Source organism: Cryomorpha ignava (assembly GCF_010686655.1).
Taxonomy (GTDB): domain Bacteria; phylum Bacteroidota; class Bacteroidia; order Flavobacteriales_D; family Cryomorphaceae; genus Cryomorpha; species Cryomorpha ignava.
The window spans coordinates 28,818-44,829 of the sequence record NZ_JAAGVY010000002.1 but is presented as its reverse complement, the minus strand read 5'-3'; the positions used below and the strand labels follow the sequence as shown (position 1 = coordinate 44,829).

General features: G+C 41.0%; 13 protein-coding genes. 5 read left to right on the top strand and 8 right to left on the bottom strand.

All coding sequences use genetic code 11. The features are described 5' to 3' along the window. Positions 1-41: 41 nt before the first annotated feature. Positions 42-380 (top strand): translation initiation factor, encoded by a 339-nt coding sequence (locus tag G3O08_RS01475; RefSeq protein ID WP_163282898.1) that lies wholly within the window; start codon positions 42-44, stop codon positions 378-380. Then, positions 355-1,542, top strand: a complete 1,188-nt coding sequence (locus tag G3O08_RS01470; RefSeq protein WP_163282897.1) for a THUMP domain-containing class I SAM-dependent RNA methyltransferase — start codon at positions 355-357, stop codon at positions 1,540-1,542. The genes G3O08_RS01475 and G3O08_RS01470 overlap by 26 nt, the downstream gene beginning before the upstream one ends. A gap of 256 nt (positions 1,543-1,798) precedes the next feature. On the opposite strand, the gene G3O08_RS01465 is transcribed toward G3O08_RS01470, so the two are convergent. Beyond that, positions 1,799-3,205: a nicotinate phosphoribosyltransferase gene (locus G3O08_RS01465; protein WP_163282896.1), complete on the bottom strand. Its 1,407-nt coding sequence runs from the start codon at positions 3,203-3,205 to the stop codon at positions 1,799-1,801. A gap of 246 nt (positions 3,206-3,451) precedes the next feature. Between G3O08_RS01465 and G3O08_RS01460 the strand changes: the two genes are divergently transcribed. Beyond that, the gene (locus G3O08_RS01460; protein ID WP_163282895.1) at positions 3,452-3,967 is read left to right on the top strand and encodes a DUF6557 family protein; all 516 of its coding nucleotides are present in this window, start codon (positions 3,452-3,454) and stop codon (positions 3,965-3,967) included. 117 nt (positions 3,968-4,084) lie between these two features. On the opposite strand, the gene G3O08_RS01455 is transcribed toward G3O08_RS01460, so the two are convergent. From G3O08_RS01455 to G3O08_RS01425, 7 genes are all read right to left on the bottom strand, one after another. Beyond that, positions 4,085-4,462 (bottom strand): response regulator, encoded by a 378-nt coding sequence (locus tag G3O08_RS01455; protein ID WP_163282894.1) that lies wholly within the window; start codon positions 4,460-4,462, stop codon positions 4,085-4,087. Beyond that, positions 4,459-8,118 (bottom strand): sensor histidine kinase, encoded by a 3,660-nt coding sequence (locus G3O08_RS01450; RefSeq protein ID WP_163282893.1) that lies wholly within the window; start codon positions 8,116-8,118, stop codon positions 4,459-4,461. Before G3O08_RS01450 ends, G3O08_RS01455 begins: the two co-directional genes overlap by 4 nt. A gap of 52 nt (positions 8,119-8,170) precedes the next feature. After that, positions 8,171-10,414, bottom strand: a complete 2,244-nt coding sequence (locus tag G3O08_RS01445; protein WP_163282892.1) for a tetratricopeptide repeat protein — start codon at positions 10,412-10,414, stop codon at positions 8,171-8,173. Continuing rightward, a complete protein-coding gene (locus tag G3O08_RS01440; RefSeq protein WP_163282891.1) occupies positions 10,411-10,548 on the bottom strand; it encodes a hypothetical protein in 138 nt (45 codons plus the stop codon). The genes G3O08_RS01445 and G3O08_RS01440 overlap by 4 nt, the downstream gene beginning before the upstream one ends. 326 nt (positions 10,549-10,874) lie before the next feature. Next, positions 10,875-11,306: a hypothetical protein gene (locus G3O08_RS01435; RefSeq protein ID WP_163282890.1), complete on the bottom strand. Its 432-nt coding sequence runs from the start codon at positions 11,304-11,306 to the stop codon at positions 10,875-10,877. 47 nt (positions 11,307-11,353) lie between these two features. Then, positions 11,354-12,292: an NAD-dependent epimerase/dehydratase family protein gene (locus G3O08_RS01430; protein WP_163282889.1), complete on the bottom strand. Its 939-nt coding sequence runs from the start codon at positions 12,290-12,292 to the stop codon at positions 11,354-11,356. 41 nt (positions 12,293-12,333) lie between these two features. Then, positions 12,334-12,867 (bottom strand): hypothetical protein, encoded by a 534-nt coding sequence (locus G3O08_RS01425; protein ID WP_163282888.1) that lies wholly within the window; start codon positions 12,865-12,867, stop codon positions 12,334-12,336. Between the two features lie 319 nt (positions 12,868-13,186). Between G3O08_RS01425 and G3O08_RS20840 the strand changes: the two genes are divergently transcribed. Then, positions 13,187-15,136, top strand: coding sequence for a tetratricopeptide repeat-containing sensor histidine kinase (locus tag G3O08_RS20840; RefSeq protein WP_204336736.1), 1,950 nt, complete (start codon positions 13,187-13,189; stop codon positions 15,134-15,136). Next, on the top strand, positions 15,126-15,866 hold the full coding sequence (locus G3O08_RS01415) for a LytR/AlgR family response regulator transcription factor (protein ID WP_163282887.1): 741 nt from the start codon (positions 15,126-15,128) through the stop codon (positions 15,864-15,866). Before G3O08_RS20840 ends, G3O08_RS01415 begins: the two co-directional genes overlap by 11 nt. Positions 15,867-16,012: the final 146 nt, after the last annotated feature.

Sequence of the window (16,012 nt, the reverse complement as noted above, 5' to 3'; positions counted from 1 at the left end):
TCACACGTCTAAAAACAAAGAACCAAAAACCAAGAACCCAAATGGCTAAAAAGAAGAAAATAAACGTAGTTTACAGCACAAACCCAGATTTTGCTTATAGCACCAACAGTGGTGATGAGCAAGAAACCCTGCCCGCTGCGCAACAAAATATAAAAGTTTGGATTGATAAAAAGCAGCGCGGAGGAAAAGTGGTAAGTCTCGTTCAAGGTTTTGTAGGTTCTAACGACGATTTAAAATCTTTGGCGAGCGATTTAAAAAGTTTATGTGGTGTGGGTGGCTCTGCAAAGGATGGAGAAATACTTATCCAGGGCGATCACCGCGATAAAATAGTAGAATTTTTACAAAAAAAAGGATATGGAGCAAAGAAAGCCGGCGGATAGTCGAAAAAAAGTCAAAAAAGAAGAGCCGCGTTTTGCGATGGTTGCTTCTACCCTTCAAGGACTTGAGGAAGTGCTCGCAACCGAGCTGCGTTCAATAGGTGGCAATGATGTTCGCGTAGGCAAGCGAGCCGTATTTTTCACCGCCGATCAAGATTTGGTTTACAAAGCCAACCTGCGTCTTCGCACTGCCTTGCGTTTGCTTAAACCTATCAAGCGGTTTAGAGCCGAAGATGAAGATGTACTTTACAATCAGGTAAAATCTATAGCCTGGGATGAGCTTTTTGATATTGACAAAACCTTTTTGATTCGCACCACTACCAGCGGCCCTGTTTTTACGCATAGCCACTATGTTGCTTTAAAATGTAAGGATGCAATAGCCGATTTTTTCCGCGATAAATATGATAAGCGACCAAGCGTTGACAGCCGCGAGCCGGATATCGTAATCCACGTAAAGATTTGGAATGATGATGTAACCATCTCTCTCGATAGTTCGGGCGATCCGCTTAACAAGCGGGGATACCGCCAACGCGAGGCCCTTGCTCCACTTAATGAATGCCTGGCTGCAGGAATGCTCCTAATAGCCGGCTATGATGGCAAAACAGATTTAATTGACGCCATGTGCGGTAGCGGAACGCTTTGTATAGAAGCTGCTATGATAGCCCACCGCATTGCTCCAGGGCTTATGCGCGACAATTTTGCGTTTATGCATTGGAAAGACTTTGACGAAGAGCTATTTGGCGTTATTCGCGAAGCTACTGTAAACCGACTGCGTGAAGAAACGATTAACGTGATAGGGATGGATACTGACTTTTTCGCGCTTAATTTGGCAAGACAAGCTGCAAAAGACGCTGGTCTTGAAGACGCCATTGATTTTAAAATAGGAAACTTCTTTAAAGAAGAACCGCCAAAACCACCGGCGATTTTAGTGATGAATCCGCCTTACGACGAGCGCATTAAGGTTGACGATATTGAAAAGCTGTATTCCGATATTGGCGACCGTTTAAAAGAAGCCTACGCCGGCCGCAAAGCCTGGATTCTTTCAGGCCATGTAGAGGCAATGAAACGAATTGGTTTGCGCACTTTTGATACCCATCATTTGATGAATGGAAAAATTCCTTGTCGATTTTCGGGGTATAGGTTGTATAGCGGGGTTAAGGAATAAATTTTAATAGGCAACGGGCAACGGGCAATTTGCAATAAGCAATTGACAATATGCAACTTAGCGAAATGATCTCTTGAACGACGAAGTCCTCACAAATACCATAAAATAAACACTTATGAGTAATACTTTAAAAACAGACACGCATGAAAAATAGGCTATTACAGCCTTTTGTATTGTCATAGATATGCTAAATTTGGATTGAATTCAGACCCCAAAGGTTGGAAAAACCTTTGAGGTCTCACAAATCACTTAAGTATCAGAAAGCATGTTTTTTAAGCAATTCATCCCGCATCGCTTTTATACCTTCAGATATTCCCACTTTGTACACATGCGGGTTTTCAAATCGCTTATATTCAGGCGGCAGCATGGAGAGCCTTTGTGATGCATAGTTCTTAATTTCAGCTATGGAATCTATCCGGTTTATGGCTTCCCCGTTTTTCATTACAAGTTTCAGTAATGGCTCGGAGTTAATTCCGGCACATTGCATGGTTTTATGCGCTTCATGCGGATTTATGATATGTGTGGGAACTCCCTCAGCGGAAAGTGAAAGAGCATCAACGCCAAAAAAGGATCCATCTTCATTCAAGAGCCTATGCACCTGCTTATTTCCCGGAAGGGTAACTTTTTGAATATTTTCAGAGACTTTTATTCGCGGTTTTCCATCGGCTTCAACAAGCTTGTAAACTCCATCAAGTGCACCGTCGGGGTGGCCGGTAATAAGATTTGTACCAACCCCAAAAATATCAATCGGTGCATTTTGCTGGCGAAGACTTCGCACTACGAATTCATCTAGCTGGTTTGAGGCAGCAATTTTCACGTATTCCAGCCCGGCCTTATCGAGCATAGCTCTTGCCCGTTGAGCCAGGAAAGACAAGTCTCCACTATCAAGCCGGATTGCCTTAAGCCGTTCGCCCCGCTCTTCCATTTCCTTAGCCACTTTTATCGCATTAGGCACGCCACTTTGCAGCGTATTGTAGGTATCGACGAGAAAAACTGAATTCTTGGGGCGCGCTTCCGCGAATTTTCGAAACGCCTGAAGCTCATCACCATACAGCTGGATAAATGAATGCGCCATTGTGCCCTCGGCTTTCAAACCATACTTTTCGGCAGCATAAACATTGCTCGTAGAATCAAATCCACCAATTACAGCAGCGCGCGAGGCAGTTATGGCTCCAAAACCCTGGGCGCGTCTCAATCCGAAATCGCTTAAAACACTATCTCCTGCCACCATGCGGATTCGAGCCGCCTTGGTGGCGATAAGCGATTGAAAATTCAGAGTATTCAAAATGAGGGTTTCTACCAATTGCACTTCAAGCATAGTGCCTTCAACCCGAAGAACGGGGGCTGCGGGAAAAATCACATCTCCTTCGCGTGGCGCGTGAATTGTACCTCTAAACCGAAAATTGCGAAGCATTTCCAGATAGTCGGCATTAAAACCTTGTTTACCCAAATAATCAATATCTTCTGAAGTGAACCTTAGAGACTCAAGCATATCAAGCACATCGGCAAGACCGGCAAATACAACATATCCATTGTGAAAAGGAAGTTTACGAAAAAAATAATCGAAGGTAGCAGGCATTTTATGCGAGCCATCCCGGTAATAAGCCTGGCCCATTGCCAATTGATAGAGATCTGTATAAGTACCGGTTATTTGAAAATTCATTTGCTATTTGGCTTTGAATTTTAAAGTTAAATAAATGAAGAGAACCCGAGCATAAAATACCATTTTATATGAATACGAAAGTGAAATATTCATTCTTCAATATTCGTCTACCGAACCAAGAGCAGATTATTCAGGTGCTAAAATGATTCTAATGCTATCCCTTCTTTTGCCAATAATTTTCATATTTTTGAGAGAACTGATGTGCAGAAGAAATACATCAATGAAGTTAAGGCATTAATACCATCAATGATGAATTTAAAACAATTGATACAATCGAATTCATGGCTAAGTGTAGCTGCTATTCTTGAAAACCTTTACCCCGATCAGAAAGAAAGCCTTGAGTCTTATGAAGATGTTTATGAAAAGCTGAAGTTTATGGCTGCCGAAGAATCTAATTTATCGATTGAGGTAGAACATCAAAAAGACGATTTTGACGGTGCCGAATATGTGAGTGTATCGGGGAAGTACAAAAATCCCGAAGACGAGGAAGAGACCTTTCCGCAGGCAATAGAATTTGAACCGTGGCGCAAATGGCTCGGGATGGATATTACGAATGAGACTTTAGCCGATTTTTCTGAATTGGAGATTATCGCCCATTGCCTTTTTGAAATGACCTTCGCAGGTTACGAAGAAGAAGATATTCAGGAAGAGCTTAAAAAACTTGAGCAGGAAATGGATGATTATAAAGCGATGACCGACGATGAGAAAAAAGCAAACTCTATTTCATTAGATGATCTTTTAGACGATATGGACAACAATTGACCATCATATAAATTATAGGTTCCGCGTTCAGAAAGAATAAATAACAGTCCATTTTCTCAGTGCTTTTAGCTGTGCATCTGTGGCAGCTTCTTTTTTTATGATCTTATTTCGGATCTTTCACAAATTGAGCGTTTCCAGCTTTTCTTTCAGACTCACGAAGTCTACCGGTTTTGTCAAAAAATCATCAGCTCCCAGTCTATTTGCCTCCTTGCGGTTATGCTCATCGCTATAAGCAGTAATCATCATTACACAAGGTGGTGGTGTACGGTACTTATCTTTAACTTTTTCAAGTAAGTCGAGCCCGCTCATTCCCGGCATATTGATATCAGAAAGAATCAATAGCTCCTCTCGTGGCATGGCTTCCAATTCTTTGAGCGCCTCTTCGCCCGAAAAGGCAAAGATAAAATTGTGAAATCCGCTACGTATTTCTTTTCTAAACTTTTGTTCGAACAGAAATTGTACATCTCGTTCGTCATCAACTACAAGTATTTTCATGATGTATGAATTGGTAATATTATTTTAAACTCTGTAAATTTTCCTTCTTCAGTATCTACCGTCAGTTCGCCCCTGTGCAGCTTAACAATGTCGTAACTAAGCGACAGCCCAAGGCCGGTGCCTTCTCCAGACGGTTTGGTGGTAAAAAACGGCTGAAATATTTTTTCTCTGATTTGTTTTGGAATACCATTGCCGTTGTCTCTTACTATAATCTCTACTGTATTTCGCAATCTTTTAGTTCCAACTTTTACCATCGGTTCAAAAGGCGGCGAATCTGCAGGCAAATTTCCCTCCTGTTTTTGTGCGAGTAGCATTTTCCGTTTTTCATTGCAGGCATAAAAGGCATTGGTAATTAAGTTTAAAACTACCCGGCCAATGTCTTGAGGTACACTTTCAATTTTCCCCATATTTTCATCAAAATTAGATTCCAACCTGGCATTGAACGATTTATCTTTTGCTCTGAGTCCGTGATAAGCGAGGTGAAAAAACTCATCGACTAGCGCATTGATATCTACCAACTCGGCTGAACCGGAATTTGTTCGGCTGTGTTGCAACATACCTTTCACAATGGCATCGGCGCGCTGACCATGGAATTTAATTTTTTCAATATTTTGTTGTACATCCGCCACAATATCTACCACATCGGCGTAGTTTCCGTTGGCAATCTCTTCTTTCATCTCTTCGAGCATCTCGTTGCTCACTTCGCTAAAATTGGTCACAAAATTTAGCGGATTCTGGATTTCATGCGCAATACCGGCAGTAAGCTGCCCCAGAGACGCCATTTTTTCTGAATGTATAAGCTGCTCTTGTGTCGCTTTCAGCTCAGTAAAAGCCTGTTTAATTTCACGTGCATGTAAGAGTTCCCTTTGCATACCTTTTTGGCGTTCTATGTACAAAACACGCTTGCGCTGAATGTAATCTATAAAGTACAGCAACAATAAAAACAAGAATAAATACAGCGCATATGCATACCAGGAGCGGTACCATGGCGGCATAATTTCAAATCTGTACTCAAGCGGACGACTCCACACACCGGCAGGATTTCTGGCTTTAACCATAAATAAATATTCACCTTCGTGCATATTTCCATAAGTGGCAGTTCCAGCTTCAGTTATAGCGCCCCAATCGCTATCATACCCTTCCAGCATATATTGATACTGTATCAACCCTGGTCTGGTGGTTTCTACTTCAGTAAAATCAAAATTAATAGTATTGTTAGAATAGGGCAATTTCAGATTTACCGGTATGGCATAAAATGGCTGAATGCTATCAAAACGAACATCGCTGTATTTATCAATCATTGTATTTAATGCACTTGTAGCTATTTTCTTATTAAAAGTTAGTAGCTCGTCAGTAACGTATGCCGGTGTACCACTTTTCACGAATGGGATTTTTGAGTTATTCTTTTTCGCCCATTCCAGACTGCGCCAGCTAATCGGCTCATTATTTAGCTTTATACGTTCTAAAATTACCTGGGGCGGCTTCTTGCTTCCGCGAAAATTTTTATAGTCAAAGCGCACAACTTTATCGCCCGTTCCGGCCCAGATAATTCCGGGCTCACCTGTATGAATGCTGTTGTTATTGCTAATGTCTTTTATGGGATAATCTGTGTTTTCATTGTAATTTTCAATCACATCTTTAACCAGTTGATTATCTTCCAGCTTTACTCCTCCTCTTAAAATGGTAAACCCCACATTGGTGCCAATAATAATATTCCCACTCTCATCTTCCACTATTTGGTACACTACATCGTTTGCCAACCCATCTGTGGTAGAGAAATTCGTAAAAATCGGCTCTGCATAATCCCCATCTCCCCGCATCAATTCCATCACCCGTTCCTTTTTAATGATAGACATTCCACCACCCCAGGTACCAATCAAAATATTCCCATTATCATCTTGTATCACATCAGATAGTTTGGTGTCAGCCATTCCCTGATCCTTTGTGAAATTCATAAAACTGTTGCCATCATATCTGCTAAGACCACCACGGGTTGCAATCCATATTATTCCTTCACTATCTTCGGTTATAGCCCATACCGTATTGTGAATAAGACCCTGTTCTGTAGTGAGTTTCTGAAAAGACTCACCGTCAAAAATGCTCACACCACCATCAAAAGACCCTATCCAAAGCCTATCTGCCTTATCGCAATAAAGCGCTGTAATATTGGAATTTGGCAATCCGTTTTTTACGGTGTAATTAATAATTTCATCGTCTTCAAACTTTGTAATGCCGGTATAGCAGCCAAAATACATATCTCCTTTGCTATTTTTAGCAACAGCATAATACGTGTCGCTTAAGAGCCCCTGATTGCGGGTATAAGAAATATAAGTGCCGCGATAAGGCGAATTATCTCTTTCTATAAACTTTACGATTCCCGACCCTGACGGTGCAAACCACATATCCCCATCGACATCGCGCGAAGTAGCATAAACGGCATTGCCCGGCATACCCTGTTCAGCTGAGTATTCGATCACACTCTCGCCGTCGTATCTGTGTACACCACCTCCATAAGTTCCAAACCAAAGGCTGCCAGACTCATCTTCGGTAATGCTGTTTACTCTGTTAAATGAAAGGCCTTGTTCTTTGGTAAGCACTATGAAGTTATCATTCTCCGGATTATATCTGGCCACGCCTCCTTTTGTTCCTACCCACACCATTCCTCTTGAATCTACGGTGATGCAATTTACAGATCGATTGCCCGACTCAGGGATTGAAATAGGCTCAAATTTCTTTTCGGGAGAAGCAGGCTCGAATCTATAGATTGAATCGGTTGAACCCACCCAAATTACTCCCGTGCTATCTACTGCAAGAGCCGTTGCGTTGGAGTTTTTTATTCCAATTTTTTCTGTGAAATCTGTAAAAGAACTTTTTGCATTGAGCTTATCTCCATTCAGTCTCCACACTCCATTTTCGCCAGCTACCCAAATTTGTCCTTCGTGGTCTTCAATTATATCTCTTACCTCCTTATTTAATCCTTCGCTTTCTCCTTCATAACACATAAACTCTGCTTCTCCACGCGATTTGTATTCGGGATTGTATCGGCATAGCCCCTTCGCAGTACCCATCCATACTCTTCCTTGAGAATCAGAAAATATTTTTACTACGTCATTATCAATCAGTCCATTATCTACTGTAAAGTTGTGAAAAGAAGCCCCATCATACTTGCTTACACCGCCATAGGTTCCAAACCACATATTACCTTCAGCGTCTTCGGCAATTGTTTGTATTAGATTGTGAATGAGCCCGTGAGCCGACGAAAAATTAGTAAACCCCGTTCCACTGTATCTGCTCACCCCATTGCCCGCGGTGCCAAACCACAAATTACCAAAATGATCTTTATGTGCTGAAAGGATGCTACTCAAAGCCAGACCCTGCCGGGTATTGAAATTTTGCATATTCACATAAAAGCCGGCATCAATCTCCACCGGAGCGGGTTTTTGAGATAGCTGTATGATTTCGGGTGGTGCTTCCGCTAATGAAATATCGTAAATAACGGGCTTTCCAGCCGGTATTTTTTGTGAAGGAATTAGCGTATCCTGACGTTCTAAAATGCCGGTTTGGTCGTCACCATTTGAGCCACACGAAATTGCGAAGACCCCTAACCATAAGGGGATAATAATTTGAACCACGCTATTTTTTAACCTTTCAGTCATATCGCATTCTTATAAATCCTAATATTTACTTCATCTAGCATTGTATAACAATTTAAACTCCATTACCAGGCATGAAAATGATGAAAGTCGTTCCTTTGCCTTCTTTTGTTTCCATTGTGAGCTCTCCTCCATACTTTTTCACGATATCGTAGCTTAAGCTCAAGCCCAATCCGGTTCCCTCGCCTGTAGGTTTGGTGGTAAAAAATGGTTGAAAAATTTTGTCTTTAACACCATCCGGAATACCGTTTCCATTGTCGTGTATTCTTATCTCTATCCCATCAGCAAGCTTTTTTGTGCTTACGATTACTGTGGGTTGGTAAGGATGAGCTTCTGAAGGTAGTGACCGATCAAGAAGGATTTTTTTCGCGCCAACGGCGTAAAAAGCGTTTGTAATAAGGTTTAAAACCACCCGTCCGATATCTTGACGAGCGATATCAACTGTTCCAATTGTTTTGTCAAAATTTGTTTCGAGCGTTGCATTAAACGATTTATCCTTTGCACGCAATCCGTGGTACGCCAATCTAAAATATTCGTCTGCCAGAGTATTGATATTTGTAGGTTCCTTTACATCGCTGCTGGCGCGGCTGTGCTGCAACATGCCCTTTACAATGCCGTCTGCCCGCTTGCCGTGGTGGTTTATTTTATCAAGACTCAACACCAGATCGGCAGCAATTTCTTTGGCATAATCATAATTCCCATTGTCTATCTCCTCATTCATTTCTTTAACCAAATCTTTACTCACCTCACTAAAATTATTTACGAAGTTGAGCGGATTCTGAATTTCGTGTGCAATACCGGCGGTAAGCTCACCAAGGCTGGCCATCTTTTCGGCTTGTATTAGCTGCGATTGGGTGCTTTTCAATTTTAAGAGCGCATTTTGAACTTCTTCTTTTTGCGCCTGGAGTTTTGCATTGCTTTTTTTCTTTGACCGGAGCGCACGATAAATTACAAATACCAGCATTAGCGAAAGCGCGAGTACGATTGCTAATACCCACTGACGTGCCTTGGCCACAGCATCTTTGCGTTTTTGGTCTGCGCGCTGGGCTTCTTGCGTTTTCTCAAATTCGTAGGTCATCATTTGCTCCGTACCTTTTTGAACGTTCTCTCTCGACCTTATGGAATCATTAATGGCAGCGTATTTTTTAAAACTCGTTAATGCCTCATCAAAACGTGCAGTCTCTTCGTAGCACTTAGCGAGATTTTGATATATAGCACCTATATTCTCGTCATATTCATCTGTTTGCGCGAATATATCGCGTGTTTTTTCATAATACGGAATAGCTTCTTCATATTTTTCCTGAAGCAATAAAGTTTTACCCATAGCCTCGTGAAGCTGGGCGAGAATCAAAGGCTGCCCTGAAGCTTCTGCATCAGCCATGCCGCGATCAACCAGTTCCTTTGCCTCGTCATATCGCTTTAAGTGGGCCAGAGCTAAGGCAGCTTTTGAGTAGCTTGCCGCCTCAATGGACACATCGCCGGTAGCCTTTCCCATTTCGGCTGCTTTAAGTGCATATTTATACGTTTCATTCCAGTTTTCTAGAGTACTAAAAAGCGATGCGAGATTGGAATAAGCATAAACCTCCACATTTTTCAACCCAGTTTCTTTGGCAAGTCTTACAGCCTCAAGAAGTGCCTTTTCCGAGCGTTTAGCATCTAACATTCTCTGATAGGTTATGCCCATATTGAGCATGATATAGGCTTCAGATCTGGTATTGTGCAAAGATTGCGCAATTTCGAGTCCCTTTTGCTGATATTTAAGTGCTTGCTGGTATTTTGATTGCATCAAAAATCCAATGGCAATATTCCCATAATTTCGACCCAAATTTGCCGAGGTCCCTTCAGCCTCCTGAATAGCCACCGCCTTAAAATAATAACAATTGGCCGAATCGTATTGGCTTTGCATTCCATACATTTGGCCTTTTGAGCCGTATATTAGCGAAAGGCTGCTTGTGTCATTTAAGGCTGTAAACAAGCCTTCGGCCTTATCGAGATTCTTCTTCACTTGTTCAAAATCTCCTTTCATCATCAATACACCAGAAGTGTTGGTTAAAGCATTGGCCTCACCCCATTTGTACTTTATCTTCCGCGATTCCAGAATCATTTTATTGCCGAGAACTATGGCAGAGTTTAAATTTATTTCGCCGGTGGGTTGAATCAATTCATTAGAAATATCAATCCGCTTCTTCTCGGTAGGAGCTTTCGCAAGTTCATTTTTTAGGCTGTCTATAGTTGGGTTTTGTGCCTTTACGGCAAATATTAGTGAGAAGCAAAAGATTAAACTCAGTATTTTTTTCATATTGGCTGTTTATGATTTTGAGTAGCACGCAAACTGTTAAAGCTCAACTGAACAAAAACCGATACTTTTCCAAACTCGGCAATACCACCAATTAGATATGTACATGATTCAATTGCCAGTAGGTTTGTGGTCATGCCCATATTAATCAGGTTCGCGGTTATTCGTTCAGTTAGTAAAGCTAATTTTTAATCCCAATAATCTTATAATTTTAAGGACGAAAGAATCAAATAAGAACCCGAAAGAGCGTGATTACTTACCGGAAAATATCTCGCGGCCACTTTGAGATTTAAAATTACATACCGTGTACGCATTTTTATTACTGCGCCGAAAGGCGGCTTAGTCTGCTGCGGATAAATGCCACTGATACATGGATAAAAATAATTGAGAATGACAAAAAAAGGCAGAAGGCACCACCCGAGCCTCCCACCTTTTCCTAACACTATTTTAAAAGAAAAACTTTTTATTTGGTCATCTTGGGATACTCCTGATAAATTTCATCAGAATGTGTAACCACATATTTCATAAATGACTCCATCCACGCGTCGCGGGCTTTCTCATCAGGCCATGCTTTCATAACCAATTCATCTTGCATAGTTCCCGCTGCATCTATATCATTCCAGCTGGCGTATTCAGAAATTACAACGACATCACGCAAATCGCTACCCGAAACGTGATGCATAACCTTTTGGCTAATTACCTTGGTGTTTTTCTTCACTATCTTTTCACCAAATTCTTCGAGCAGTGCATTCATTTCGGCTCTACTGCCGCCTTCGGGCACTTCCATTTTCCAGGTGGTTACGGTGTAGAAATTACCATCTTGTGCAGTAGCATTGTTCCACGAGATCATACAAGTGGCTAAAAGAGCCAGTGTTACTAATTTAATCGTTTTCATGATTTTTGAGATTTAATAGTTAATAATTGAATTGTTTATATTTCATTTTAAGTGGCGTAATTATTCAAAGTTTCCATTACTGGTTTAAACCGAACTTTTAGATCAGTTTTGGCCAATTCGTTTTGATAAACGATACGCGGATTGTTTTTTGGTTTCAGCTTATTGAGCATTGACCGCACATCCGAAACTGGATAAGTTTCGCTTACCAGCAAATAGTTCTTGCCGTGAATGCCATTGGTGTTGGCAGCCTTATATATTGCATCGGCTACATCTTCTACATCTACAATAGACAGGGCCATATCGCTGTCATACATTCCCTGGATAAAATCATTAGGCGCAATATGGTTTTTTATCAAAAACTGGAGGGCTGTAGATGTCGAATCTTCCCGTTTTGACAAAGAATTTCCCATGACCAAAACCGGCGAAACCGATGTAATTTCAAATGGAAGGTTTTTGTGATCTTCTATAAATGCCTCTACCGTTTTATTGGCCAAATACTTTGCTTGTGCATACGGATGGCTCTCTTTACTTATAAACGCAGGTGTATTTTCATCAAAGCTTTCGTAAACATCCATACCACCGGCAGGCAAAGGGAAATTGGTATTAAAGGCTGCCACGGAGGCTACAAAAACTACTTTTTCTATTCCCATAGTCTCATTTATTATTCTCAGTAAGTTTTTAGTTCCTTCTATAGTGGGGTCGAACAATTCGGTTTTGGCATCTTTGAAATCGAGCTGAAACGGTGTGCCACCATGAACCAGAATTGTGCAACCGTCAATAAAATTCTTCAGCTCTTCGGAATTTTCAACTTTTAGTGAAAGAATTTCAAGGTTCTCTGCATTTGGTAAATTTTTAAGGTGACCGTATTTTTCGGTGTTTGACAAATCTGTTGCAGATACCTTTACCTTGTATCCTTCTTCCAGAAATTTTTTGGTCACATGGCTTCCAATAAATCCCGATCCACCGATTATTCCTATTGTCTTCATTTTCACGAGGTTTTTAGTTATTTTTATTTTAGAATTCTAAACTATTTAAGGGCAGCATCTGTCATATCGTCGACATTAAAAACCTGGTAAGCAGAATCCATTATAGCAACACGATCAGGGTTAGATGTAAGTCCACTCGGTTGCATAAAGACACTGTTGTCCATAGAGTCCTGCTTCTGTGCTACTTCGCTGTCTCTCAATTTTACAAGCGTTACTCTTTCTACATCTACCATTTTGCCTATAGAAATATTATCTCCCTGACCGAATACATTTTCGAATGTGATGTTGATATCCGAAAATCCGGTGAGATGATTTTTGTAATAAACTTCAAAAATCGCTAGTCCCACCACATTTTCGGGGTCGCCAATGAAAGTAATATCTTTCGTAAAATGATTCGCTTCCATTTGATCAATTTCGCTTTTATGCATTAAATCGTCCCATGCTGTTGCGTACATTTTTAAATCTGCATCCATTTGATTGCTTTTGTCGATAATATCTTGTTTGCAACCGCTCGTAACGAATGCGATAAGAAGAATTGCTACGGCGGCGATAGTTAAAATTCCGGTTGTTTTCATTTTGACTTGGTTATAATACCGTTATTGAAAATTTGCTTTTTCTTCGAGTTTTTTTCTAAAGGTATTTGCAACGCTATTGGCAAACGGTATCATTTGACCGTGGGATTGGTTTCATTGTCCGAAAATGGTTTTTCGTCGTCCGAAGGGCGTTGAATGGAGATGAATAAAAATGGGCATTCACAATATTACCGTATAGTCAATTTAATATCAGTGCTTTAAGGAAGCGATTCGCCTTTTGAAAAAAAGTTAATATTTTATTGATTTTTACTATCTTACACGGCAGGAAGAAATGACTTTATCACCTTCGATCATGAACCACATGTTGATAAAAAAAACGCTGAAACGAGGTAGTTCTCATTTCTATAAGAATATTCTTTTTTTAGCCCCACTATTCGTTCTTTGCTTTTTTTTCTCACCGAAGGTTCACGCCCAAACAGACGCTTTAGACAGCCTGGAAAATATTTACTCTACTGCTCCAGCTACGTCTCCAAAACTCGATATTCTGGAGCAGATGGCCGGTATCGCTTTTCGTTCAGATCTCAATAAAGCATTAATCTACACAGGCCGGGGTGTTGCTCTTGCCGATAAATCTGAAGACAAAATTCGCCAACCCGTTTTTTACGAAATGCATGGTCGTATGTATGCCAACTTGCTTAAACTCGACAGTGCTACACATTATTTTAACAAGGCGATGGCAGGCTATAAGGCCATTGATAATAAAAGAGGGCAAGCCACCACGGCATTTAAATTAAGTTGGGTGAGCAAACGCAAAGGTGACATAGAAGCAGCCATGACTTCTGATTTATTTGCTCTTAAAATAATGGAAGAGCTTGGAGATAAGCCGGGAATTGCAAGTGCTTATGGCAGAGTAGCCGAAAATTTAATGGGGCAGAGACAGGCAAGTGAAGCATTAAAGTATGCTCTAAAAGGAATGGAAGTCTGCGAGGCCAACAATCTGGATGAGGAATTATTTTACGCCAATAGAACTTTGGGTGACGCTTATATGTTTAAGTCTGATTATGAGGAATCTTTGACTTATTACAAGAAAGCCTTCGAAATAGGAAAACGCTTAAATCTCGGTGAGATGAATTTAGCCGACATTTCAAATTGCCTTGGAAACGCATATAAACGACTGGGCAGATATGAGGAAGCGCTGGTTGAATACGATTCTTGCTTGCAATTTGCGCAGAGAGCCAATTATCCGGGAGCTATGGCTGCTGCCAATGCAAATCTAGGAGAGACAAACCTGCTGATCGGAAATTTCGCGGAAGCACTACCCTACCAGCTTGCAACCATAAAGATGCAAGAAGAGGATGGAGATATATCTAATTTGGTAGAAAACTATAACCATACGGCTACCATCTATGGCAAACTCGGCAATTATGAATTGGCATGGGATTACGAAAAAAGAGCACGAGCATTGCACGATAGTCTCCTTTCGGAAAAAAGCGACGTGGCTCTTTCGGAATTACGTACCAGATACGAAACCGAAAAAAATGAAGGAATAATTGAATCGCAAATGCTGCAATTAAATCAGCGCAACAAAGTGCAATGGCTTACTGCCGGAGTCGCCTTTTTGCTTGCAGGTTTCTTATTTTTTCTCTACCGGCTATACCGTATTCGTACCAAAAACAACATATTGCTGAAGGTTAAAAATGCTGAAAATGAACTTCTGCTTAAAGAGATTCATCACCGGGTTAAAAACAATCTGGAAGTAGTATCGAGTCTGCTTGAACTCCAATCGGCACAGATAGACGACAAAGGGATTAAAGACGCTATGCAGGAAGGACAAAACCGAGTGCAATCTATAGGCATTGTGCATCAGAAGCTCTACATGGGCAAAAATCTGGGTGCTATAGAAATGAAAGATTATTTCTTAAATCTAAGCGAGAGCATCCTTGATTCGTTTGGCGCCGATGACCGCGTAACGGTAGAGTGCGTAATGGAGCAGCTCGATGTAGATATTGACACAGCCGTACCGCTGGGGCTTATTGTAAATGAACTACTTACCAACACCTTGAAATACGGATTTCCCGATGGACGCAAGGGTCATGTACGCATTCATTTAGAAAAAGACATGGAAGGAAGCTTGTATATGGAAGTTGCCGACAATGGAATTGGTAAAAGTGAAATTACCAAAGGAACCGGTTTTGGCAGCCAGCTTATATCGCTTCTCACGCGCCAGCTAAGTGGCTCTATGCGCGAAGAGATCGTAAATGGAACAAAAGTTTTTTTCCAATTTAATTTAAAGAAACAATATGGCGGATAAGCCGGTTAAAATATTGGTTGTAGAAGATGAAATGATCATCGCTGCAAAAATATCGATGTATCTTATTGAGATGGGATATGAAGTAACGGGAATTATTCCGAGATCGGAAGAAGTGCTGAATCATTTGGAATTAAATGATCCTGATATTGTGCTGCTTGACATACAGCTTAAGGGCGATATGGATGGAGTAGAACTTGCCGCGCTTTTAATTAAGGAGCATCCTATACCGGTTATTTTCCTTACGGCAAATGCTGATGAGGAAACCTTTCAACGTGCTAAAGACACCAAACCGTACGCTTTTTTAACAAAGCCTTTTAAAAAAATTGATTTAAAACGAACCCTAGAACTGACCATAAGTAGAATGGCTGAAAACACGGTAGATGCCATAGAGGTAAATGAACCTGATGGCACACCGCTTACCGATCGAATTTTTGTACTGCACAAAGACAGAAAGGTTAAAATTATGCTTGAAACCATATTATATATAGAAGCCGAGCGCAATTATTGCAACATTGTAACTACAGATGGTAATTATTTGCTTACGATGCCAATGAAGAACTTGGAGATGTCGCTCCCATCGTCAAGTTTTCAGCGTATACACCGCTCGCATATCGTAAACATAAACCACGTAGACGAACTGGATGAGGGCACCATTGTAGTAGGAGGAAAGTTGCTGGGATTAAGCAAGACTTACCGGAAGGAGTTTTTGCGTCGGATTAATTCGGTGTAGTACTTTAGGACTCGTAAAACACAGTCCCATTAGTCTCAATTGTCCCAATGGCATCTTAAGAACTATACTAAACGTGGCACTTGAAGGACTCGTGGGACTCTTGAAGCACAGTGCCATCCATTCGTATGCGCTCATCGCCAGAGTTT

Excerpts from the sequence above, each read along its gene's own strand:
- G3O08_RS01445 (WP_163282892.1), bottom strand. The coding sequence starts at position 10,414 with ATGAAAAAAATACTGAGTTTAATCTTTTGCTTCTCACTAATATTTGCC.
- G3O08_RS01415 (WP_163282887.1), top strand. The coding sequence starts at position 15,126 with ATGGCGGATAAGCCGGTTAAAATATTGGTTGTAGAAGATGAAATGATC.
- G3O08_RS01465 (WP_163282896.1), bottom strand. The coding sequence starts at position 3,205 with ATGAATTTTCAAATAACCGGTACTTATACAGATCTCTATCAATTGGCA.
- G3O08_RS01430 (WP_163282889.1), bottom strand. The coding sequence starts at position 12,292 with ATGAAGACAATAGGAATAATCGGTGGATCGGGATTTATTGGAAGCCAT.
- G3O08_RS01440 (WP_163282891.1), bottom strand. The coding sequence starts at position 10,548 with ATGACCACAAACCTACTGGCAATTGAATCATGTACATATCTAATTGGT.
- G3O08_RS01460 (WP_163282895.1), top strand. The coding sequence starts at position 3,452 with ATGATGAATTTAAAACAATTGATACAATCGAATTCATGGCTAAGTGTA.
- G3O08_RS01425 (WP_163282888.1), bottom strand. The coding sequence starts at position 12,867 with ATGAAAACAACCGGAATTTTAACTATCGCCGCCGTAGCAATTCTTCTT.
- G3O08_RS01455 (WP_163282894.1), bottom strand. The coding sequence starts at position 4,462 with ATGAAAATACTTGTAGTTGATGACGAACGAGATGTACAATTTCTGTTC.
- G3O08_RS01435 (WP_163282890.1), bottom strand. The coding sequence starts at position 11,306 with ATGAAAACGATTAAATTAGTAACACTGGCTCTTTTAGCCACTTGTATG.
- G3O08_RS01470 (WP_163282897.1), top strand. The coding sequence starts at position 355 with ATGGAGCAAAGAAAGCCGGCGGATAGTCGAAAAAAAGTCAAAAAAGAA.
- G3O08_RS01450 (WP_163282893.1), bottom strand. The coding sequence starts at position 8,118 with ATGACTGAAAGGTTAAAAAATAGCGTGGTTCAAATTATTATCCCCTTA.
- G3O08_RS01475 (WP_163282898.1), top strand. The coding sequence starts at position 42 with ATGGCTAAAAAGAAGAAAATAAACGTAGTTTACAGCACAAACCCAGAT.
- G3O08_RS20840 (WP_204336736.1), top strand. The coding sequence starts at position 13,187 with ATGTTGATAAAAAAAACGCTGAAACGAGGTAGTTCTCATTTCTATAAG.